Genomic DNA, 21735 nt, shown 5'->3' with positions numbered 1-21735 from the left:
GGAGGTGAAATGGCGTGAACGTAGTAGCAAATTTCGAACCTTTAATGGGTTCTATACGAAAGTCTGTTGCTTCTGGAACGAGTGGAAATGGTTTATTTCAAGGAGAGAATGTTTCACAATTATCTTTTCGTGAGAGTTTATTCGTTTTAACGAGTAATCAAGAAATACCAGCAATGATTTTAAATGAGAAAATCCCAACGAATATGATAGAAGAAAAAGCACAGGAAGACCCTTCGATTGATACAATCACTCATTTTTTATCTGAAATGGAGACATTTACGGAAGAAAAAATGGATTTGTCTGATTTTCAAGATGCTCTTCTGATGTTTCCACCTGAATTGGTTGACCAAATCAAGGCATTTATTTCTAGCATTCAGTCTGGTACTACTAAGTTGGAATTGGATAAGGTTAACGGAAAAGAGGAGCTAATTGGTCTGCTTTTACTGACAACAAGCTATGTAGAAGACAGTTCCTTTACGAATAAGGAAGGTCTACTTAACTTGTTAAAGCAGTTAAAAATGACTGCCAATGAGATGTTACCAACTAATTTCCTGACTACAAAAGATGCTTCAGTTAGTAAGGTCAATAAGTTTGTTCAGGAATTGATACAAAAACTGGAAAATAAGTTTCTTGTAATAGATAAGCATTTAATCGAACCACAGTCGCGAAATCAATATTTACAAACAGTTCATGCAAGGTATTTTTCAACACCTAAAGGGATTGAAACACCACAGCCCGTTAGTAGTAATAATCAATTTTCCAGTAGCACAATTCAAGAAGCAGCGGCATCAATTAGGACGCTTCTTCAAGTTGGGAAAGAGGGACAGCCAGAATCTGTAGGTATAGTAGAAAAACCTGAAAAACTCCTGTCCAAAGCAAGTAGCACTACGGAAGTTACTGGAACAACAAATGTGGCGAATTCTTCTGGAGATGCGAGTTCGGGTCAATTATCAAAAGTACAACAATTTTCAATATTTGTTGATCAAAACGGCAAACAGGTGCCAAATCAACAACAATTTATAAGGCAGTTTCAAAATATTTTAGCAAGAAGTAGCTTTTTAAATGGTAGTGGGCAACAAAAACTATTAATTAATTTATATCCTGAACACCTTGGTTCATTACGAATTGAACTTCTTCAAAGTGAAGGTGGAATGATTGCTAGAATTATGGCATCAACAAGCCAGGCAAAGGATTTAGTTGAATCACAGTTGTCAAACCTGAAGCATTCACTTCAGGCACAAAATATCTCGATTGAAAAAATTGAAGTTTCAACACAACTACCGAGCCAAACTGAGAAAAGTTTACAAAGAGAAAGTGAACAGCAACAAGGACACCACTCAGGAAAACAACAAAAGGATCAAGATAAACAAGAAACAAATGAGGATCAAACCTTTACAGCTGCTCTACATGACGAGCTTGTTAATTTTAAAGTATAGGTGGTGATTATATGACAACAAAAATTGATTCAAGTCTTTACCTTTCAAATCTAAAAAATGATCGTAAAACAGGTAATGACATTTTAGGAAAAGACGATTTTCTAAAGATCTTAATGACTCAGCTTCAAAATCAGGACCCCATGAAGCCGTTGGAAGATAAAGATTTTATCGCACAAATGGCGACTTTTACTTCACTGGAACAAATGACAAATATGAATAGTACATTAGAAAAATTTGTAACTGGCCAGCAGGGTGAACAGCTTTTAAAATACAGCAGTATGATTGGGAAAGAAGTAGAGTACACCTTTAAATCAGAGGATGAAGATGGGAAAGAAATATTTAAAAATGGACAAGGAATTGTAACATCTGTTTCTCAAAAGTCAGGATATATTGAGCTAGAGTTAAAGGATGGAACGAAAATTTATAGTGATGAAATTTTGAAAGTAAAAGAACCTTCTAGCGAAGAAGAATAGGAGGTGTGAAATTTTGGATCATCGTATTCTACAATTACAAAATCATCCCTTATCATTACAAACGAAGAAGAAAGTACAGACTTCAGACCAACCTAAAATATCATTTAAAGATACGTTAGAGAAAGAGACAAGCCTTGTCATTAGTAAACATGCTCAAAAGAGGTTGGATGAGAGAAATATTAGTATTCAAGATTCGAAGTGGAAAGAAATACAAATGAAAATTTCTGAGGCGAAAACAAAGGGAATTAGAGATTCATTGGTTGTTACCAATAATGCAGCTTTAATTGTCAATGTACCGAATAATACAGTCATAACGGCGATGAATCGTGATGAAGCAAACTCTCAGATTTTTACCAATATTAATGGAACCATTATTTTAGATTAAAGATAAGGACTGGCTGGACCTTAACAGGAAGCCGAGGTGTGCCGACCGACAGAAGCCACCTATATTCGAAAGGGGAAAATAAAATGTTACGTTCAATGTATTCAGGGATAAGTGGTATGAAAAACTTTCAAACCAAGTTAGATGTAATTGGTAATAATATTGCCAATGTTAATACTTACGGCTTCAAAAAAGGTAGAACTACTTTTACAGATATGATGAGTCAAACCATACAAGGTGCTAAAGGAAATGATAATTTACGAGGTGGTGTGAATCCTAAACAAGTTGGGTTAGGCTCTACATTATCTACAATCGACACGATTTCGACACAAGGAAGTATTCAGTCTACTAACCGCCCACTAGATTTAGCAATTTCCGGTGATGGCTACTTCACACTAACAGAGGGAACAAATACCTATTATACAAGAGCGGGGAATTTTTATTTAGATGAATCTGGAAAACTAGTAAATAGTAGCGGTTTAAATGTAAAACCAAATATTTCTATACCATCAAACGCTCAAAGTTTTAGTATTGACTCAGCAGGTGTAGTAAGTTTTGTAGACAATGCTGGTAATTTACAAACTGCGGGAACATTAGAAATTACTGTTTTTGCTAACCCTGATGGTCTTGAAAAGTTTGGTGATAATTTGTTCATCGAAACTCAAAACTCTGGAGCTCCTCAGGCAACTACAGCAGGTAATGGAGGAAGCGGGAAATTAATGGCTGGTGCACTTGAAATGTCAAACGTTGACCTCTCCGAAGAATTCACGGAAATGATTGTGGCACAGCGTGGTTTCCAAGCCAATACTCGTATCATTACAACTTCTGATGAAATCCTTCAAGAGCTTGTAAACCTAAAACGTTAAGGGGGTAAAGGGTTTTAGGTTTTTCTACTAAAACCCTGAAAAACATTGATAACTTTAACGAGATTAAATAATAAGAAGTTTACATTAAATGCATTATATATTGAGCAAGTAGAATCCTTTCCAGATACAACAATTACATTAACTAATGGGAAAAAATTTGTTGTGAAGGAAACAGAAGAGGATGTACAAGTGAAGGTTCTTGAATTTTATCAAAAAATGAATGTGCTAGGCCTTCGTTAATGCTTGGGAGGGATAAGTTGCTATGAAGAATAAGCTGCTTGTAATAATGGTCATCATATTAAGTACAATTACGTTGGTTGGTACCACTGCTTTTGTTATTTTAACGAAGGTAACAGCTAGTGATAATCAAAAGGAACCATCTATAGACGAAGTACTTAAATCGACCGTTGAAATTCCGGAAATAACAACAAAACTATTAAGTGATGATTACATTCGTATATCTTTTAACATTCAGACAGATGGTAAAAAAGGCAAAGAGGAATTAGAGAAACGTGAATTCCAGGTCAGTAATATCATCATTAAAGAACTTTCGAATATGACATCTGAAGAATTTAAGGGTGAAGAAGGCATCGTTAATCTTGAAAATAGATTAAAGGAACGAATTAATGAATTAATGCAAGATGGAACAGTCGTAAAAGTTTATGCGACGTCCTTTCTTCCGCAGTAACATAATAGAAAATTAAGTACTTAATGAGCGGAGGTGGAACCTTGCCTGGTGAAATACTATCCCAAAGTGAAATAGACGCCTTGCTTTCAGCTCTTTCTACTGGAGAAATGAACCCAGAAGAATTAAAAAGAGAAGAAAGTGAGCGTCGTGTCAAAGTATATGATTTTAAAAGGGCACTTCGTTTCTCGAAGGATCAGATTCGAAGTATTACTAGGATACATGAAAACTTTGCACGATTATTAACAACCTTTTTTTCTGCTCAGCTTCGAACATATGTGCAAATAACTGTAGGTACAGCAGATCAAGTGCCATATGAGGAGTTCATTCGATCGATTCCAAATATGACTATTTTAAATGTATTTGAAATGCCTCCACTTGAGGGGCCAATCATATTAGAGGTAAACCCTAATATTGCATATGCCATACTTGATCGAATGCTCGGAGGAAAAGGAACAAGTTATAACAAAATTGAAAATTTAACTGAAATTGAAACGAAAATAATGAGCAATATGTTTGAAAAAGCATTTGATCAAGCGCGAGAAGCATGGGCAAATTTGGTTGAAGTGGACCCGATTTTAACTGACTTTGAAGTGAACCCACAGTTCCTCCAAATGATCTCGCCAAATGAAACGGTAGTGGTGATTTCACTTAATACACAAATTGGAGAAACAAGTGGGATGATTAATATTTGCATTCCCCATGTATTCTTAGAGCCAATTATTCCTAAATTATCCGCCCATTACTGGATGCAATCTGCACCAAAAAAGGAACGGAATGTTGAGGAACTTTCTAACATTAAACACAATCTTAAGGATACGAAACTGCCAATTGTAGCAGAATTAGGTTCAGCTGATATTGCAGTTCAGGAATTCCTATTATTAGATATAGGCGATACAATCAAGCTTGAAAAAATGATTGATCAACCTATTGAGTTAATGGTTGAAGGTATACCTAAATTTTATGCTCAGGTTGGTAGGGTTAATAAAAAGCAAGCCGTGCAAATTTTAGAGGAGATTAAAGGGGGGAACAGTGAAGATGAATAATGGAAATATGCTATCTCAAGATGAAATTGATGCTCTATTAAGAGGTACAGTAGACATAGACAACGAAGAAACGGTAGCTAATTATAATAAACCCCTAGTAGAGGATTTTTTATCTTTAATTGAACAGGATGCACTTGGGGAGATTGGAAATATATCATTTGGAAGTTCGGCAACTGCCCTTTCTACATTACTCAATCAAAAAGTGGAAATTACCACACCAAATGTTTCACTTGTTCAAAGCTCTGAACTAGCAGATGAGTTTCCACATCCGTATGTCGCAATATATGTAAATTATACCGTTGGGTTTACAGGAACTAATATGTTAGTAATTAAACAAAGTGATGCAGCAATTATTGCTGATTTAATGCTTGGTGGAAGTGGTCTTGGAGCTCCGGAGAGTTTGGGGGAACTTCAATTAAGTGCTGTTCAGGAAGCGATGAATCAAATGATGGGTTCTGCCGCTACCTCCATGTCGACTGTTTTTAGTAAAAAGATTGATATATCACCACCAAGTATTGATATCCTTGACATTAAACAAGGTGAGGGTGCTGAAAACCTTCCTATAGATGATATTTTAGTGAAAATATCGTTTCGTTTAAAAATCGGGGAACTAATCGATTCAACAATCATGCAGCTTGTTCCAGTTGAATTCGCAAAAGATCTTGTTGGAGAGCTACTTTCTCCTCAAGTGGACATGGTAGCTCCAACATTGGAGGTTCCCAATCAACAAGTAGATAGTGAGATTCCTGTTGAACAACCAAGCTTTACTGAACATCATGAGGAACAACGTACAACCTATCCACCAAATCAACAGGTTCATCAGCCAGAATTTAAACAACCGGTTACAAACACAGGTCCACAGCATTTAGGTGGTACCCAGGCAAAACAGCCTGATATTCAACCAGCTTTATTTTCGGAATTTGAATCAGTTCATTTACAAGAGGCTGAATCAAGAAACTTAAATATGTTATTAGATATTCCATTACAAGTTACTGTTGAATTGGGTAGAACGAAACGATCCATTAAAGACATTCTTGAATTATCAGCTGGTTCTATAATAGAATTGGACAAGCTTGCAGGTGAGCCAGTAGATGTTTTAGTAAATGGGAAACTCATCGCCCAAGGTGAGGTAGTCGTTATTGAAGAAAACTTTGGAGTCAGAATAACGGATATCATTAGCCAAAGTGATCGAATTAAAAAATTGAATTAATACAGGGGGCTTTTCTAATGGCACATAAAATTCTTATTGTAGATGATGCAGCATTTATGAGAATGATGATTAAGGACATCCTAACAAAAAATGGCTATGAGGTTGTTGCAGAGGCAGCGGATGGTGCTCAAGCAGTTGATAAGTATAAAGAACACCAACCAGATCTTGTAACAATGGATATTACAATGCCCGAGATGGATGGCATAACAGCACTAAAAGAGATAAAAAAAATCAATCCAAATGCAAAAGTTATCATGTGTTCAGCAATGGGGCAGCAAGCAATGGTTATAGATGCAATTCAAGCAGGAGCAAAGGATTTTATTGTAAAACCATTCCAGGCAGACCGTGTTATTGAAGCGATAAGTAAAACACTTAGCTAACTTTATTTAATATAGTCAAGCTTCGGACAAGCATTAATGATCTTATTTAATTCAGGAGAGTGGCAACAATAGTGAAACACATAAAAAAAGTTGTTATTGCACTTATCTTCTTTCATGCCTTGCTTGTCACTTTCCCTGTACAAGCAGCGGAAGGTCAGATTGATAAAAGTGTAAATGACGCACTTAATAAGCAAGAAAAACAAATTGACGATGAGCAGGAAACCAATCCTACTGAAAATTCACAACCTGCCAATGAATTTACAGCGGGCGATTTTTTTAGAATGATTTTTACAACCTTATTTGTCATTGCACTCATCTATTTTTTATTAAAATTTGTTAATAAGAGAAATCGAATGTTTAACCAGCATAGGTTTATTGAGAATTTAGGTGGGACTAGCTTAGGTACAAACCGCTCCATTCAAATTGTGAAGGTTGGGGAGCGGGTTTTGGTCGTTGGAGTTGGGGACACAATTCAGCTTCTAACAGAGATCGAAGACACGGAAGAGATTAATGAAATACTTGAACAACATAATGCTTCACTAGAATCCATGATTCAACCAAGAGATATCATAAACCGTTTTATTGATAAAAGAAAAGAAGCGAAAAATGGGGAGCAGCCTTTTTCCTCCGTGCTCCAAAAACAATTAGGAGAATTAAAACAAGGGAGAAAGAAAATTGTCGAGCAACTTGAAAATAAGGAGTCTAGTAAAGAATGAATGAATTTATGGAATTTTTTAATACTAGTGCGCCCGAAAATGTCTCGACATCCGTAAAACTTCTTCTTCTTTTAACTGTACTTTCACTTGGACCAAGCATTTTAATCCTTATGACAAGCTTTACGAGGATAATTGTTGTATTGTCTTTTGTTCGAACGTCTTTGGGGACACAACAAATGCCTCCAAATCAGGTGTTAATAGGACTAGCATTGTTCTTAACCTTTTTTGTGATGGCACCGACATTTAGTCAAGTGAATGAGCAGGCATTAACCCCGTTGTTTAATGAAGAAATTAACTTAGAGGAAGCCTATGATCGTGCAGCTGTTCCGTTTAAAGAATTTATGAGTAAACATACCCGCCAAAAAGATTTGGAGTTATTTTTAAATTATTCAGGAGCAGACAGGCCAGAAACGATTGATGATATTCCTTTAACAGCAATGGTACCAGCCTTTGCAATTAGTGAGCTCAAGACAGCTTTTCAAATCGGCTTTATGATTTTTATTCCGTTCCTTGTGATTGATATGGTTGTAGCAAGTATCCTAATGTCAATGGGGATGATGATGCTTCCACCAGTAATGATTTCCTTGCCATTTAAAATACTTTTGTTTGTCCTTGTGGATGGATGGTATTTAATTGTTAAATCTTTATTACAGACCTTCTAAAAAGTAGGTGAACACAATTGAGTCCTGAAGTAGTTATTTCATTGGCAGAACAGGGTGTATATACGACTTTAATGATATGTGGTCCACTATTATTACTTGCATTAGTCGTCGGACTAATTGTTAGTGTGTTCCAAGCAACAACTCAAATTCAAGAACAAACTTTGGCTTTCATCCCCAAAATCGTTTCTGTTCTACTTGGGTTGGTATTTTTTGGACCGTGGATGCTTTCAAAGATGCTTGCGTATACACATGATATTTTTAGTAACTTAACGAGATTTGTAGGGTGAAAAAATGACTGAGGTTTATTCTTATTTCCCTGCATTTTTACTTGTTCTAGTGAGGGTAACAAGCTTTTTTGTGACCATGCCTTTGTTTTCGTATCGCACTCTTCCAACATCACACCGGATTGGGGTTGCGTTTTTTCTTGCATGGATTATGTTCCTATCAATGGAAAAACCAATACTCCAAATTGATGGCTTTTTTATCATGTTGGTTTTGAAAGAGGCTATGGTAGGTCTTTTCATCGGCTTAGTTGCTTATATGATTTTTGCTGCAATCCAAATTGCAGGGGGATTTATTGACTTTCAAATGGGTTTTGCTATCGCGAATGTAATTGATCCTCATACTGGTGCGCAAAGCCCGTTAATGGGACAATACCTATATACATTTGCACTTTTGTTTTTATTGGCTATCAATGGTCATCATCTATTATTAGACGGTATCTTTTATAGTTATGAATTTATCCCAATGGACCAAGCTACACTTCCCTTTGGTGATGAAAATGTGGTGGCCTTTGTTTTAAAGGCTTTTAGCACAATGTTTATTATTGCATTTCAAATGTCAATGCCAGTCGTTGGCGCTTTATTTTTAGTAGACATCGCCTTAGGTATTGTAGCGAGAACAGTCCCACAATTAAATGTGTTTGTAGTAGGTTTACCTTTAAAAGTTGGGGTTAGTTTTATTGTATTGTTTATCGCAATGTCGATGATTTTTATGCTTGTCGGAAAACTAGTAGACAATGCTGTTTTAACGATGCGAGGATTAATGGAACTATTAGGGGGAAGCTAGATGTCTTTAGTTCGGCTTGACCTACAATTTTTTGCAGGTGAAAAAACAGAAAAAGCCACTCCTAAAAAACGACAAGAATCAAGGAAAAAAGGACAGGTTGCAAAAAGTTCAGATGTAAACACGGCCATCCTACTTCTTTCTGTCTTTTTTACTCTCCTCGTTTTTGGAGGTTTCATTTTTGACCGTGTATTAACATTTTTAAATCATTCATTTAGTCATTATTTATTAATTACACCTACTGAACAAAGTGTTCAAGAAATTTTTATTGAATTATCAATAGAAGCAGCAATTATTTTAGCCCCAATTATGATTGTTGCCCTCATCGCAGGGATTGCAGCAAACCTTATGCAAGTTGGATTTTTATTTTCACCGGAAGCAATTCAAATGAAATTAAATAAACTTGATCCGATCCAAGGCTTTAAACGAATTTATTCGATACGAGCCCTTGTTGAAATGATTAAATCCATCTTAAAGATTGTAATTGTCGGTGGCGTGACATGTGCAATCCTTTGGTTTCGATTGGAAGAAATTTTATCTTTATCCCAGAAAACCGTCAGCGCAGCTCTAATTGTTCTTGCTAAACTAACGGTCCAGATGGGATTATTTGCTGGTGGGGCACTTCTATTCTTATCGTTTTTAGACTATCTCTATCAACGTTTTGATTTTGAAAAAAACATTAGAATGTCAAAGCAAGATATTAAAGACGAGTATAAGAAGACAGAAGGAGACCCATTAATCAAATCAAAAATTAAGCAAAAACAACGTGAAATGGCCATGAGTCGAATGATGCAAGAGTTGCCAAAGGCAGATGTCATTATAACAAACCCAACTCACTATGCGATTGCTTTAAAATATGATGATACAAAAATGGATGCTCCCTTTGTTGTTGCAAAAGGTGTAGATTTTGTAGCTGCACGAATCAAAGAAATTGCAAAAGAGCATGAAATTACTACTATTGAAAACCGACCACTTGCAAGGGCTCTTTATGCAAGTACAGATATAGGGGATGCCATTCCAGAAGAGTATTTTAAGGCGGTAGCTGAAATACTGGCCTATGTGTACCGCTTGAAAGAAAAATTATAAATTGTTTTTGAGGATTTATTTTAGTTACCTCAACACCACATGTGCTTTTGACTTAAAGGAGAGAAAACAATGCGTGCAAGAGATTTATCAGTTTTACTAAGTGTTATCTTAATCGTTGCAATGCTTATTATCCCATTTCCTTCGTGGATGCTAAGCATTTTAATTATCATAAATATATCTCTTGCATTGTTGGTCCTTCTAACTTCGATGAATATGCAAGAACCACTTCAATTTTCAATCTTTCCATCATTGCTTCTTCTTTTAACCTTATTTCGACTAGGGTTAAACGTTTCTACAACAAGATCGATTCTTGCAACAGGGGATGCAGGTGGAGTTGTACACACCTTTGGTACCTTTGTTGTTGGAGGCAATGTTGTTGTTGGATTCGTTGTCTTTTTAATCCTCATTATCATTCAATTTATTGTTATTACAAAAGGTTCTGAACGTGTATCAGAAGTTGCTGCCCGATTTACATTAGATGCAATGCCAGGTAAGCAAATGAGTATTGATGCTGATTTAAATGCCGGTATGATTTCTGAAACAGATGCTCGTGAGCGTCGTGAAAAAGTAAGCAGGGAGGCTGACTTTTACGGAGCAATGGACGGTGCGAGTAAATTCGTAAAAGGGGATGCAATTGCAGGGATTATCATTGTACTTATCAACTTAATATTTGGTTTCATCATTGGAATGACACAGCATGGGTTAGGGTTCCAAGAAGCCCTATCTAAGTTTACTCTTTTAACAGTGGGGGACGGAATCGTCAGTCAAATCCCTGCCTTATTAATTTCTACTGCAACAGGAATTGTTGTAACTCGAGCTGCATCAGAAGGAAATTTAGGTTCAGATATAACTAAGCAATTATTTGCCTATCCGAAAATGCTATATATTACGGCTGGTACAATTTTTCTTTTGGGATTGTTTACTCCGATTCATGATTTTTTAACAATCTCTATCTCAAGTTTTTTAGCAATTGGCGGCTATATGATTTCGAAAAATAAGGATCAAGAGATTGATTTAGAGTCTGATATGGAAGAGGAAGTACAAGTAGAGGATTTAAAGAGCCCTGAAAGTGTAGTTAATCTTTTAAATGTTGATCCAATTGAGTTTGAGTTTGGCTATGGTTTGATTCCACTAGCAGATACGAACCAAGGTGGAGATATTTTAGACCGAATTGTTATGATCCGTAGACAATTGGCAATTGAATTGGGTTTAGTAATACCTGTCGTTAGAATTAGGGATAATATTCAATTACAACCGAATGAATATCGCTTGAAAATTAAAGGGAGTGAAATGGCGAGAGGTGAGCTCTTGCTGGATCACTTCTTAGCAATGAGCCCTGGTTATGATGACGATTCGATTGAAGGAATTGATACAATAGAACCTTCTTTTGGCCTACCTGCAAAGTGGATTTCCGAAGAGGTGAAGGATCAGGCAGAGATGCAAGGGTATACGGTGGTCGATCCGCCTTCTGTAGTGTCCACACATATAACCGAAGTCATTAGAAGAAATGCCTATGAATTGCTCGGTCGACAAGAAACGAAACAGTTAATTGATCATTTAAAAGAATCCTATCCAATTTTAGTGGAAGAAGTTACACCAAATCCATTATCAGTTGGGGATGTTCAAAAGGTGTTGGCAAAATTACTGAAAGAAAATGTTTCAATTCGCAACCTTCCGATTATATTTGAAACTTTAGCTGATTTTGGTCGAATGACGACTGATACGGATTTGTTAACTGAATATGTAAGACAATCCCTTGCAAGACAAATAACAAACCAATACCTTGTTCAAGGGGAAACAATGAAGGTTGTGACTCTCTCAGGTAGAGTCGAGAAGTATGTGGCAGATGGTGTCCAGCAGACAGAACATGGAAATTATTTATCAATAGACCCTACTGTTTCACAATCAATTATAGAATCAATTGCAAAGCAAATTGAAACGGTAAGCATCCAAGAACAAGCTCCAATTTTGTTATGCTCACCAGCGGTCAGAATGTATGTCAGACAATTGATTGAACGCTATTTTCCTCAGGTTCCGGTGTTATCCTATAATGAGCTTGAGGCAAATGTTGAAGTTCAAAGTGTTGGGGTGGTGAATATAGATTGAAGGTAAAAAAATACGTTGCGCCCTCTATGCCTGAAGCGATGAAAATAATCCGTGCTGAATTGGGTAGTGAAGCAGTTATTTTAAACTCAAAGGTCGTTCAAACTCAAGGTTTTTTCGGCTTTTTTCGAAAAAAGAATGTTGAAGTAATCGCAGCGATTGACCCAGAAATATCAAGAAATCAAATGGTTCAAACGAAAGAACAGAAAAGAAAAGTACCAGTTAACGATGTCAAAATTGAAACAACGAAACCAGTGGTTCGTGAAACGGTGAAGCAATACGAGACAAAGGACGAACATGCATCGTCTCCAGACCTTGTGAAAGAAATTCAAGAACTAAAAGCAGCCATGAAAGAATTATCCTCAGATATTAGCCCTTACACAGGGGTACTACAGGACATGAACTTATTGCTGCATCATCAAGGAATTGATTCTTCTATTCGAAAAGAAATCATGACTAGTTTACAGGGAAAATGGTACTCTGCTTCAGAAAAAGCTTCGTTTGAAACAGTTAAATTGTGGGTCAAGGAATGTATCATTGCAAAGATTTCTGGTGTTCAGTTTGGTGGGATATCCTATCAAAAAAAATATATTAATGTAGTCGGTCCTACGGGTGTTGGGAAGACAACTACAATTGCGAAAATGGCAGCTGATTGTATGTTAAAGGATAAAAAAAGCATTGCCTTTATTACAACTGATACCTTTCGTATTGCTGCTATTGAGCAGTTAAAAACATACGCCAAAATTTTAGGAGCACCTGTTGAGGTTTGTTATTCATTTGAAGATTTCCAACATGCAAAAGAAAATTATAAAAATTATGATGTTGTTTTCATTGATACTGCAGGCAGGAACTTTCGAAATGAAAAATATATTAACGACTTAAATAGCCTAATCCATTTTTCGAATGATATGGAGACGTTTTTGGTGCTTTCTTTAACATCGAAAATGAACGACATGAAATTGATTTATGAACAATTTTCAAAAATTGCAATATCTCAATTCATTTTTACAAAAGTGGATGAAACCGGAAATTATGGTGCAATGGTAAATTTAATTGCTGATACTGGTGTTGGTGTCGCATATTTAACGAATGGACAAAATGTTCCAGATGACATTGTTGTAGCTTCACCATCCTTAATCGCTAATACTATCCTTGGAGTCGATGAATTATGATAGACCAAGCTACAGCTCTTCGTAAAAAACTAGCATCGATGAATAATGACCAAGAACAACCGAAGACAATAGCTGTAATCAGCGGAAAAGGAGGGGTTGGAAAATCAAACCTCTCACTTAACTTTTCCATTGCCCTTTCTAAATTTGGCAAAAAGGTTTTGCTGTTTGATATGGATATCGGGATGGGTAATATTGATATTTTGATGGGGATTACAGCCCAACATACTATTGTTGACCTATTTAAAAATAACCTTTCCATCAAAGATTTGTTAATCAAAGGACCAAAAGGTATTGATTATATTGCAGGCGGAAATGGATTACCAAATCTGTTTAAACTTGATGAAAAGAAATCAGAATATTTACTCGACCAATTGCAACTTATACTTAATGATTACGACTATGTATTTTTTGATATGGGTGCAGGTATGACGGAGGAAAATGTAAAGTTTCTCATGGCTATGGACGAAATCTTTGTCATCACAACTCCAGAACCTACTTCGATTACTGATGCATACTCGGCGATGAAATATATTTGTTTATTCGACCAAACCATTCCCTTATATCTACTTGTTAATCGCGCTGAAAGTGAGCCTGAGGGAGTGCAGACATTGAAAAGGTTAAAACAAGCTGTGTTGCAGTTCTTAGTAAAGGAAGTCGAAGTATTAGGTGTTTTGCTTTATGATAAAACGGTTCAAAAAGCGGTAAGCCATCAAGAACCATTTTTGCTATATGCACCAAAATCAGGAATCAGTAGACATTTATTAGATATTTGTAGAAATTATTTAGAAAAAAAGAATGAACAAAATCACGATAAGAATCACCAAATATCCTTTATATCAAAGTTGCAACGTTTTTTCGTACGTGGTAGATAGGAGCACTTGCGATGACAAAAATTAATGTTCTTATTGTAGACGATTCAGCATTTATGAGGAAACTCATTTCAAATTTTCTTCAGGAAGATTCAAGGATTAATGTTATTGGTACTGCAAGAAACGGAATCGATGCACTGAGTAAAATAGAAAAATATAACCCAGATGTGGTTACTTTAGATGTTGAAATGCCTGAAATGAACGGGATAGAAGCATTACAACGTATCATGAGCGAATTTCCACGACCAGTTGTAATGCTTTCTAGTACTACGAAAGAAGGGGCAGACAACACATTGCTAGCGATGCAATATGGTGCTGTGGATTTTATTCAAAAACCATCAGGGTCGATTTCAATTGATCTTCATCTCATTAAAAATGAAATTGTGACAAAAGTACTACATGCAGGGCAGGTTAATATAGAATTACTTAAAAAGCCATTGAAAATTCAAGAAACACCTATTAGTAGAGTTATAGATTATAGTAAAATAGAACTAGAACCAAATAAAAGTATAAAAAAAATTGTCTGTATCGGTACATCAACAGGAGGGCCAAGAGCACTACAACAAGTCCTCCCTGAATTCCCAAGTAATTATCCCGCACCAATCGTCATTGTTCAACATATGCCAGCAGGCTTTACTAAATCGCTAGCGAATAGGCTAAATAGTTTAAGTAAGATTACGGTAAAGGAAGCTGAACATGGGGAGTTTTTGAGGCCAGGAACTGCTTATATAGCTCCCGGTGGTTACCATATGAAATTAAAAAGGATTGGGACAACAATCGCAATTAGTATTGATGAGAGTGAGATTCGAAATGGGCATAGACCATCCGTTGATGCCTTGTTTGAGTCGGTAAGTGAAATTAAGGGCATTCCGAAAATCTCAGTTATCATGACAGGAATGGGAGCAGATGGTTCTAAAGGATTGAAAAAACTTAAAGACACAGGACAAGTTGTATCAATTGCTGAATCAAAGGAAACTTCCATTGTGTTTGGAATGCCAAAAGCGGCAATTGAAACAAATTTAGTTGATAGGGTTGAAAATTTAGAGGATATTGCGGGTACCATAGTTACCCTTACATAAGCAAAGGGGTGTTATTTGGTGGAAATGGATCAATATTTAGAAGTGTTTATTGAAGAGAGTAAAGAGCATCTTCAGGCTTGTAATGAGCATTTATTAGAATTAGAAAAAGAACCAGAAAATATTTCAATTGTAAATGAGATTTTCCGCTCAGCCCATACATTAAAGGGAATGTCCGCTACGATGGGATATGAGGATTTAGCAAGTCTTACACATCAGATGGAAAATGTACTCGATTGCATTCGAAATATGAAAATAACGGTATCACCATCACTTTTGGATGTTGTTTTTAAGGCAGTTGATTATTTAGAGGAAATGATTTTTTCGATTGCCGATGGCGGCGATGGTAAAAAAGATGTTTCCGATGTTGTTTTTTACTTAAGAAGATTGAAAGTGGAGAAGAAATTACCAATTCTGACACTCCTGTTTCAGTAGAGGCAATAAGTGAAATTGCTAATTCTGTTGGAAAAACCACTTATGATGATTTTGAAATAACAGTCATTCAGCAATCGAAAGAACAAGGATTTACTTGTTATGAAATCACGATTCGTTTACGTGAAGATTGTTTACTGAAGGCTGCACGTGTATTTATGGTCTTTGAGGTACTTGAACAAATTGGTGAAATTATCAAGTCTCTTCCTTCAGTAGAACAACTCGAGGAAGAACAATTCAAAGATGAATTTACAGTGACGCTCGTATCAACCGAGTCAGCCGAAAATATCGAAAAACGGATAATGAAAGTTTCTGAAATAGATAAGGTAATAGTGACCGAATTTAAAATTGATTCATTAATGGCACAAGTACATGAACAGGAACTGGCGAAGGAAGAAGTTGCTCCTTCTCTTACAGTTGAAGAAGAACATTCAAAACCTAAATTAGAAGAAAACCAGCCTGCTAAAAACACTAAGCAAAGCGGTAGTCATAAAACGATTAGGGTCAATATTGAAAGATTAGATATTCTTATGAATCTATTTGAAGAATTAGTGATTGATAGAGGACGTTTAGAGCAAATCTCTAAGGAATTAAATCATTCTGAGTTGAATGAAACAGTCGAAAGAATGTCTAGAATTTCAGGTGATTTACAAAATATTATTTTGACTATGAGAATGGTACCTGTAGAGACAGTCTTTAATCGTTTCCCACGCATGGTTCGCCAATTAGCGAAGGATTTGCATAAGAAAATTGATCTTCAAATTATTGGTGCGGAAACAGAATTAGATCGCACAGTAATTGATGAAATTGGAGACCCACTCGTACACCTATTGCGAAATGCACTAGATCATGGAATTGAAAGACCTGAAGTCAGAGTGCAAAATGGGAAATCAGAAGAAGGTACGGTTATTCTTCGTGCATACCATAGTGGAAATCATGTCTTTATTGAGATTGAAGATGATGGTGCGGGAATTAGCAGAGAAAAAGTAATTCAAAAGGCGATTAGCAAGGGATTAATTACAGCAAAATCTGGAGAAGCGCTAACTGATAGTGAAGTATTTGATTTCATTTTCTCTTCAGGATTCTCAACAGCTGAAAAAATTTCAGATGTATCAGGACGAGGAGTCGGTCTTGATGTTGTAAAAAATACAATTGAATCATTAGGTGGATCAATTACAATTCGTTCGTCACTTGGAAAAGGGTCAATTTTTTCAATTCAGTTACCGCTCACTCTATCCATTATCTCTGTAATGCTAGTTGAAGTACAAAATGAAAAATATGCTATCCCACTTTCTTCCATTATCGAAACAGCCATAATAAAGAAAAGTGAGGTTCTACATGCACATAATCAAAAGGTAATTGATTTTAGAGGCAAGGTAGTTCCATTAACAGATTTGAAAGAAATGTTTGAGGTTCCATCTTCTCCTCAAGAAGATGATTATCTTTCTGTTTTACTTGTAAAAAAGGTGATAAATCAGCGGGACTCATTGTAGATTCTTTCATCGGTCAACAAGAAATAGTGTTAAAATCGCTTGGGAATTATTTAACAAACGTATTCGCCATTTCAGGTGCAACTATCCTCGGAGATGGACAAGTTGCATTAATCATTGATTGTAATGCGTTAATTAAATAAAGTTGGTTACATTTATAGGTTAAGGGGGAGAACAAAATGACAGAACAAGCAGCAGCGTTAAAAGTGATTATATTTTCGCTCCATAATGAGGAATACGGAATTCCAGTTTCCCAGGTGCGTTCAATTGAAAAAGTACTACATATAACTCGCGTACCTAGAACAGCACCATTTGTAAAGGGTGTAATTAATTTAAGAGGAGTTGTTACTCCAATTATTGATCTAAGAACTCGCTTTGGAATGGTTGAAACGGAGTATACGGATAGTACGAGGATTATTATTGTTGCTACCGAAAATGTAGAGGCTGGGTTAATTGTAGATACAGCAAATGATGTTATGGATATCCCGGTTAACACCATTGAGCCTCCACCAGAGATTGTAGGTAGTGTAGAGGTCGAATATTTAGAAGGTGTAGCAAAACTTGATAAAAGACTACTCATTTTATTAAATCTAGAAAAGGTTCTTAACCCAGAAATCGTAAGGGAAAAGATTGAAGGGTAATTGCAATGTCATTTTTCGGGCGTATTAATTCTACTCATTTAGATATTTTAAAAGAGATTGGCAATATTGGTGCGGGACATTCTGCTACTGCTTTGTCAAAACTTTTAAATCGAAAAATTGATATGCAAGTTCCTAATGTGAGAATCGTTTCTTTTAATGAAATGATGGATTTTGCTGGTGGGGCTGATAATGTCGTTGCAGGTATTTTCCTACGAATTGAAGGAGATTTAACTGGGAATATGTTTTTTATCTTACAACTTCCACAAGCCACTAAGTTAATTCAGGATTTACTTGGCGATGAGAGCTTTTCTTTCGAAAGTGGCATTCAGAATGAAATGGGAATTTCTGCTTTTCAAGAGGTTGGTAATATTTTATCGGGCTCTTATTTGACCTCGCTTTCTGATTTTACTCATTTGAATTTGTATCCCTCTGTTCCGGGATTTTCAATTGATATGGTCGGGGCAATTATTGGTTACGGTTTACTAGAGCTTTCCCAGATAAGTGATTTTGCAATTGTCATTGAAACAGAAATTAATGAAGATGAAAATCCTGAGAACAACAACATCAATGGGCACTTTTTGCTGTTGCCGGATCCTAATTCTTTTGAAAAAATCTTTACGGCATTAGGAGTTCAAACAGATGGTTGATTCATACCAAATTGTTAAAGTAGGTATAGCTGACTTGAATGTCATAGCCGCACCAGACCTAATTCGCACATCAGGGTTAGGTTCTTGTGTAGGTGCTGTCATTTATGATCAAGCAAAACATGTAGCAGGACTTGCCCATATCATGCTACCGAGTTCCGCTTCAATAAAAGCAGGAAATATGAATATTGCTAAATATGCTGATACTGCAATAGAGGAATTAATTAGCCAAATCATTAAAATTGGCGGTCGACCGAAGAGTTTAAAAGCTAAAATCGCTGGTGGGGCCCAAATGTTTCAATTTCAATCTGGCAGTGATATTATGAGAATTGGTCCTCGAAATGTTGAGGCAGTTGAAGCAGAACTAAGGCGCTTTAATATTACACTTGTAGCGTCGGATGTTGGTGGGAGTAACGGTCGAACAATCGAATTTGACCCCGTGACAACCATCCTTAAAATCCGCACAGTTAACAAAGGGATAATGGAAATATAAAAAAGATTACACCCTCTGTTCCGTCATGAATAGTTGTATAGGACTTTGCTAAAATAAGTAAAATAAATGTTCAAAATATGAGCAAAGGAGGAGTAGAATGTCCAGATTATCATCCACAGATCACGGCGATTATTGGCAGAAATGGACCGACTCACGAGACACAGATGCAGGAGACGCACTTGTCAGAAAATATATGCCACTCGTTTCATACCATGTGCAACGTATCTCAGTTACACTTCCGAAAAGTGTGAACAAAGATGATTTAAAAAGTCTTGGGATGATGGGGTTATATGATGCTCTGGAAAAATTCGATCCTTCTCGAGATTTAAAATTTGATACATATGCGTCCTTTCGAATCCGAGGAGCTATACTTGATGGTCTTAGAAAGGAAGATTGGTTACCTAGAAGTTCAAGAGAAAAATCCAAAAAAGTGGAAGCCGTCATAGAAAAACTTGAACAAAAGTTAATGAGGAACGCCACGATACCAGAAATTGCAGAACAAGTTGGAATGAGTGAAGAGGAAGTTTATCAAACCATTAATGAAGGATTCTATGCGAATGTACTTTCGATGGATGATTATCAACATGATGATGACGGCAGTGAAAAGTCAGCATTTTCGATCAAGGACCATACAACCTTAACACCGGAAGAACATGTCGTTAAAAAAGAAATTTTAAACAAGTTAATTCAGGTAATACAACAATTAAATGAAAAAGAGCAGCTAATTATTAGCTTATTTTATAAAGAAGAGCTAACATTAACCGAAATTGGACAGGTTATGGGGTTATCAACATCAAGAATTTCTCAAATTCACTCTAAAGCCCTTTTTAAGCTGAAGGATATCCTACAAAAACATATCCATTAAAATCATGGTCAAAAAGTCGTTAAGCTTACTCATTTGGTGACTTTCTGAATAACCATTAAAAAGGCGGGAGGATTGTGGCGGAACTTGAACTACTAGTATCCAAAGATAAATTAACTGTACATGTAAATGCTAGTAAAGATTCTACACCTATACAAAGTGAAGAAAATGATGTGTACTCGTTGCTTACTAAACATGGAATTTCATTTGGAATAAAACGAGATATCATTTCAAACATGTTCTCAAATTTGAACGACATGCATTTTCCCTTATTAATTGCCGAGGGCGAGGCTCCTACAAAAGGAGAAGATGGTTTTTTAAAGCTTGAATTTCCTGAAAAGAAAAAAGAGTTTCAGTCGAAAGAGGTATTAAATTTTCGGAATGTGAGGGAAATTCCTTCTGTAAAAGCAGGTCAATTGATAGCAACCGTTTATCCTGGAAAACCTGGACTACCTGGAAAAAATGTATTTGGACACCCAATTCGTGCGGTCAACGGAAAACCATATTCATTGAAGTTGGGTAAGAATATTGTTGAAACAAGTGGAAAACTTTATGCAACAATTGACGGACAAGTCAGCATATCGGGAAATAAGATAAACGTTCTTCCTGTCTATGAAGTGAACGGGGATCTGAACCTTAAAACAGGAAATATTGATTTTATTGGAAATGTTACAATCAGAGGGAATGTACCTAGTGACTATGTCGTAAAAGCAGGCGGAGATATCTCAATCTATGGAATCGTCGAAGGAGCACAGCTAGAAGCTGATGGGTCCATTTATATTTCAGGTGGTATTGTAGGTTTTACGAAAGCTTCGATTCAAGCTCAGGGAGATATTATCGCTTCTTATATCAATCAGAGTCAAGTAATTGCCGGAAATAATATTGAAGTAACAGGATCTATTCTACATAGCTCATGCCGTGCAAATGGAACCGTCCGTTTAGTAACCGGAAGTATAATAGGGGGCTCTATCACTGCTGGCAAACAATTGGATGCAAAAGACATCGGCAATGCTTTACATACAAAAACAGAGATACTTATAGGAACAGGTAATCTCCATCATGAAGAAGAGAAACGAATACGTGTAGAAATGGAAACAACAAACGTTCAACTTCAAAAAGCAATCCACATTCTCCAGAAATTAGCTGAAAAATACAAAAAGACATCTACCCTTTCTGAAGATGAGATTTTACTCTTAAAAAGAGACAAACTAACACAGGTACAACTTACAAAAAAACTCGATTTGCTTGAAGCAGAATTACAGGACCTTTCTAAAAAACGAGGGGAAGACACAACCAAATGTGTAGTTGTGAGAGGCAATCTCTATCCGAATGTCTTTGTCCAATTTGGGAAATACCAAAGAATTATTAATCAACTCTTTCATCATGTAAAAGTGCAACTAGTTAATAAAGAGATTTCAATAAATATTTTTTCCGACAATTAAAAAATGGAAGAAGTGAAAACTTTGAGTCTTAAATTAATTGAATTACAAGTTGCAATCCCAAGAACTCAAGATGCAGGGAAGATTCATGAACAATTAATGATGCGTGGACAGCATATGCAAGATCATATCTCTGCGGAAAATGATAAATTGGATAAAAGAAATCGAACTAAAATAAGTGAGAAAAACAAATCTGAAAAAGCTCAAATACATAAGGATGGTTCCTCAAACTCTTTTTTAAAGCAGTAAACTCAAAAGACAGAAGACTCTGATCAAGAACAAGAGGAAAAGGAACACCATCCCTATAAGGGCAATTTTATTGATATAGTGGGATAGAGGGAGTATCGATGTCAACCATTTTATTTGTACTATGCTTTGGATTATTCGCAATCGCATTTTTCTTAATTATTCTTTTATATCTCAAGATTACACAATTAAAGGATGTTGAGATTAAGCAAGAACGTTTACTCAAAGAATTTGAAAATGTAATCACTTCATATGTGATGG

General features: G+C 36.1%; 24 protein-coding genes and 1 pseudogene. All 25 read left to right on the top strand.

From position 1 onward, the window contains the following. The first annotated feature begins 14 nt into the window (after positions 1-14). The 25 genes and pseudogenes from BTHG_RS25685 (at position 15) to BTHG_RS24185 (ending at position 21477) form a co-directional block, all read left to right on the top strand. The gene (locus tag BTHG_RS25685) at positions 15-1436 is read left to right on the top strand and encodes a flagellar hook-length control protein FliK (RefSeq protein WP_010282432.1); all 1422 of its coding nucleotides are present in this window, start codon (positions 15-17) and stop codon (positions 1434-1436) included. Between the two features lie 11 nt (positions 1437-1447). Continuing rightward, entirely contained in the window at positions 1448-1909 is a 462-nt protein-coding gene (flgD, locus tag BTHG_RS03675) for a flagellar hook assembly protein FlgD (RefSeq protein ID WP_010282429.1), read from the top strand. Between the two features lie 13 nt (positions 1910-1922). After that, a complete protein-coding gene (locus tag BTHG_RS03670) occupies positions 1923-2294 on the top strand; it encodes a TIGR02530 family flagellar biosynthesis protein (protein ID WP_010282424.1) in 372 nt (123 codons plus the stop codon). Between the two features lie 83 nt (positions 2295-2377). Further along, entirely contained in the window at positions 2378-3157 is a 780-nt protein-coding gene (gene flgG, locus BTHG_RS03665; protein ID WP_010282421.1) for a flagellar basal body rod protein FlgG, read from the top strand. 45 nt (positions 3158-3202) lie between these two features. After that, the gene (locus BTHG_RS03660; protein ID WP_010282420.1) at positions 3203-3397 is read left to right on the top strand and encodes a flagellar FlbD family protein; all 195 of its coding nucleotides are present in this window, start codon (positions 3203-3205) and stop codon (positions 3395-3397) included. Positions 3398-3419: 22 nt separating this feature from the next. Further along, the gene (gene fliL, locus BTHG_RS03655) at positions 3420-3845 is read left to right on the top strand and encodes a flagellar basal body-associated protein FliL (RefSeq protein ID WP_010282419.1); all 426 of its coding nucleotides are present in this window, start codon (positions 3420-3422) and stop codon (positions 3843-3845) included. Between the two features lie 41 nt (positions 3846-3886). Continuing rightward, positions 3887-4888 carry a flagellar motor switch protein FliM gene (fliM, locus tag BTHG_RS03650; protein ID WP_010282418.1) on the top strand — a complete coding sequence of 334 codons (1002 nt, stop codon included), beginning with the start codon at positions 3887-3889 and terminating at the stop codon, positions 4886-4888. Next, positions 4881-6098, top strand: coding sequence for a flagellar motor switch phosphatase FliY (gene fliY, locus BTHG_RS03645; RefSeq protein ID WP_010282417.1), 1218 nt, complete (start codon positions 4881-4883; stop codon positions 6096-6098). Before fliM ends, fliY begins: the two co-directional genes overlap by 8 nt. A 17-nt stretch (positions 6099-6115) precedes the next feature. Further along, positions 6116-6478, top strand: coding sequence for a response regulator (locus BTHG_RS03640; protein ID WP_010282414.1), 363 nt, complete (start codon positions 6116-6118; stop codon positions 6476-6478). Positions 6479-6549: 71 nt separating this feature from the next. Then, positions 6550-7194 carry a flagellar biosynthetic protein FliO gene (gene fliO, locus BTHG_RS24195; protein ID WP_010282412.1) on the top strand — a complete coding sequence of 215 codons (645 nt, stop codon included), beginning with the start codon at positions 6550-6552 and terminating at the stop codon, positions 7192-7194. Beyond that, a complete protein-coding gene (gene fliP / locus BTHG_RS03630; protein ID WP_010282410.1) occupies positions 7191-7856 on the top strand; it encodes a flagellar type III secretion system pore protein FliP in 666 nt (221 codons plus the stop codon). The genes fliO and fliP overlap by 4 nt, the downstream gene beginning before the upstream one ends. 17 nt (positions 7857-7873) lie before the next feature. Further along, the gene (gene fliQ / locus BTHG_RS03625) at positions 7874-8143 is read left to right on the top strand and encodes a flagellar biosynthesis protein FliQ (protein WP_010282409.1); all 270 of its coding nucleotides are present in this window, start codon (positions 7874-7876) and stop codon (positions 8141-8143) included. Between the two features lie 4 nt (positions 8144-8147). After that, positions 8148-8924 (top strand): flagellar biosynthetic protein FliR, encoded by a 777-nt coding sequence (gene fliR, locus BTHG_RS03620; RefSeq protein WP_010282408.1) that lies wholly within the window; start codon positions 8148-8150, stop codon positions 8922-8924. Next, complete coding sequence (flhB, locus tag BTHG_RS03615; protein ID WP_010282407.1) at positions 8925-10007, top strand: flagellar biosynthesis protein FlhB; 1083 nt, start codon at positions 8925-8927, stop codon at positions 10005-10007. It begins immediately after the preceding gene. Positions 10008-10076: 69 nt separating this feature from the next. Further along, positions 10077-12113, top strand: a complete 2037-nt coding sequence (gene flhA, locus BTHG_RS03610) for a flagellar biosynthesis protein FlhA (RefSeq protein ID WP_010282404.1) — start codon at positions 10077-10079, stop codon at positions 12111-12113. Then, complete coding sequence (gene flhF / locus BTHG_RS03605) at positions 12110-13282, top strand: flagellar biosynthesis protein FlhF (protein WP_010282401.1); 1173 nt, start codon at positions 12110-12112, stop codon at positions 13280-13282. Before flhA ends, flhF begins: the two co-directional genes overlap by 4 nt. Then, entirely contained in the window at positions 13279-14154 is an 876-nt protein-coding gene (locus BTHG_RS03600) for a MinD/ParA family protein (protein ID WP_010282399.1), read from the top strand. The genes flhF and BTHG_RS03600 overlap by 4 nt, the downstream gene beginning before the upstream one ends. An 11-nt stretch (positions 14155-14165) precedes the next feature. Next, complete coding sequence (locus BTHG_RS03595; protein WP_010282398.1) at positions 14166-15230, top strand: protein-glutamate methylesterase/protein-glutamine glutaminase; 1065 nt, start codon at positions 14166-14168, stop codon at positions 15228-15230. A gap of 18 nt (positions 15231-15248) precedes the next feature. After that, positions 15249-17292: pseudogene (locus tag BTHG_RS24190) on the top strand (chemotaxis protein CheW). Positions 17293-17328: 36 nt separating this feature from the next. Next, on the top strand, positions 17329-17790 hold the full coding sequence (locus tag BTHG_RS03585; RefSeq protein WP_010282397.1) for a chemotaxis protein CheW: 462 nt from the start codon (positions 17329-17331) through the stop codon (positions 17788-17790). 5 nt (positions 17791-17795) lie between these two features. Beyond that, positions 17796-18437, top strand: a complete 642-nt coding sequence (locus tag BTHG_RS03580) for a chemotaxis protein CheC (RefSeq protein ID WP_010282382.1) — start codon at positions 17796-17798, stop codon at positions 18435-18437. Next, a complete protein-coding gene (locus BTHG_RS03575) occupies positions 18430-18927 on the top strand; it encodes a chemotaxis protein CheD (protein ID WP_010282380.1) in 498 nt (165 codons plus the stop codon). The genes BTHG_RS03580 and BTHG_RS03575 overlap by 8 nt, the downstream gene beginning before the upstream one ends. Before the next feature lie 97 nt (positions 18928-19024). Then, positions 19025-19792, top strand: a complete 768-nt coding sequence (locus BTHG_RS03570; RefSeq protein WP_010282377.1) for a FliA/WhiG family RNA polymerase sigma factor — start codon at positions 19025-19027, stop codon at positions 19790-19792. Positions 19793-19866: 74 nt separating this feature from the next. Further along, positions 19867-21231: a DUF342 domain-containing protein gene (locus BTHG_RS03565; RefSeq protein ID WP_010282374.1), complete on the top strand. Its 1365-nt coding sequence runs from the start codon at positions 19867-19869 to the stop codon at positions 21229-21231. 21 nt (positions 21232-21252) lie between these two features. After that, complete coding sequence (locus tag BTHG_RS24185; RefSeq protein ID WP_010282367.1) at positions 21253-21477, top strand: hypothetical protein; 225 nt, start codon at positions 21253-21255, stop codon at positions 21475-21477. The last annotated feature ends 258 nt before the right edge of the window (positions 21478-21735 follow it).

The organism is Bacillus timonensis (assembly GCF_000285535.1).
Lineage (GTDB): Bacteria > Bacillota > Bacilli > Bacillales > Bacillaceae_L > Ferdinandcohnia > Ferdinandcohnia timonensis.
This window is presented reverse-complemented; position numbering and strand designations above follow the sequence as displayed.

Excerpts from the sequence above, each read along its gene's own strand:
- flhA (WP_010282404.1), top strand. The coding sequence starts at position 10,077 with ATGCGTGCAAGAGATTTATCAGTTTTACTAAGTGTTATCTTAATCGTT.
- fliR (WP_010282408.1), top strand. The coding sequence starts at position 8,148 with ATGACTGAGGTTTATTCTTATTTCCCTGCATTTTTACTTGTTCTAGTG.
- fliP (WP_010282410.1), top strand. The coding sequence starts at position 7,191 with ATGAATGAATTTATGGAATTTTTTAATACTAGTGCGCCCGAAAATGTC.
- flgG (WP_010282421.1), top strand. The coding sequence starts at position 2,378 with ATGTTACGTTCAATGTATTCAGGGATAAGTGGTATGAAAAACTTTCAA.
- BTHG_RS03575 (WP_010282380.1), top strand. The coding sequence starts at position 18,430 with ATGGTTGATTCATACCAAATTGTTAAAGTAGGTATAGCTGACTTGAAT.
- fliY (WP_010282417.1), top strand. The coding sequence starts at position 4,881 with ATGAATAATGGAAATATGCTATCTCAAGATGAAATTGATGCTCTATTA.
- BTHG_RS03600 (WP_010282399.1), top strand. The coding sequence starts at position 13,279 with ATGATAGACCAAGCTACAGCTCTTCGTAAAAAACTAGCATCGATGAAT.
- flhB (WP_010282407.1), top strand. The coding sequence starts at position 8,925 with ATGTCTTTAGTTCGGCTTGACCTACAATTTTTTGCAGGTGAAAAAACA.
- BTHG_RS03570 (WP_010282377.1), top strand. The coding sequence starts at position 19,025 with ATGTCCAGATTATCATCCACAGATCACGGCGATTATTGGCAGAAATGG.
- flgD (WP_010282429.1), top strand. The coding sequence starts at position 1,448 with ATGACAACAAAAATTGATTCAAGTCTTTACCTTTCAAATCTAAAAAAT.
- BTHG_RS03595 (WP_010282398.1), top strand. The coding sequence starts at position 14,166 with ATGACAAAAATTAATGTTCTTATTGTAGACGATTCAGCATTTATGAGG.
- BTHG_RS03640 (WP_010282414.1), top strand. The coding sequence starts at position 6,116 with ATGGCACATAAAATTCTTATTGTAGATGATGCAGCATTTATGAGAATG.
- BTHG_RS03585 (WP_010282397.1), top strand. The coding sequence starts at position 17,329 with ATGACAGAACAAGCAGCAGCGTTAAAAGTGATTATATTTTCGCTCCAT.
- BTHG_RS03580 (WP_010282382.1), top strand. The coding sequence starts at position 17,796 with ATGTCATTTTTCGGGCGTATTAATTCTACTCATTTAGATATTTTAAAA.
- fliL (WP_010282419.1), top strand. The coding sequence starts at position 3,420 with ATGAAGAATAAGCTGCTTGTAATAATGGTCATCATATTAAGTACAATT.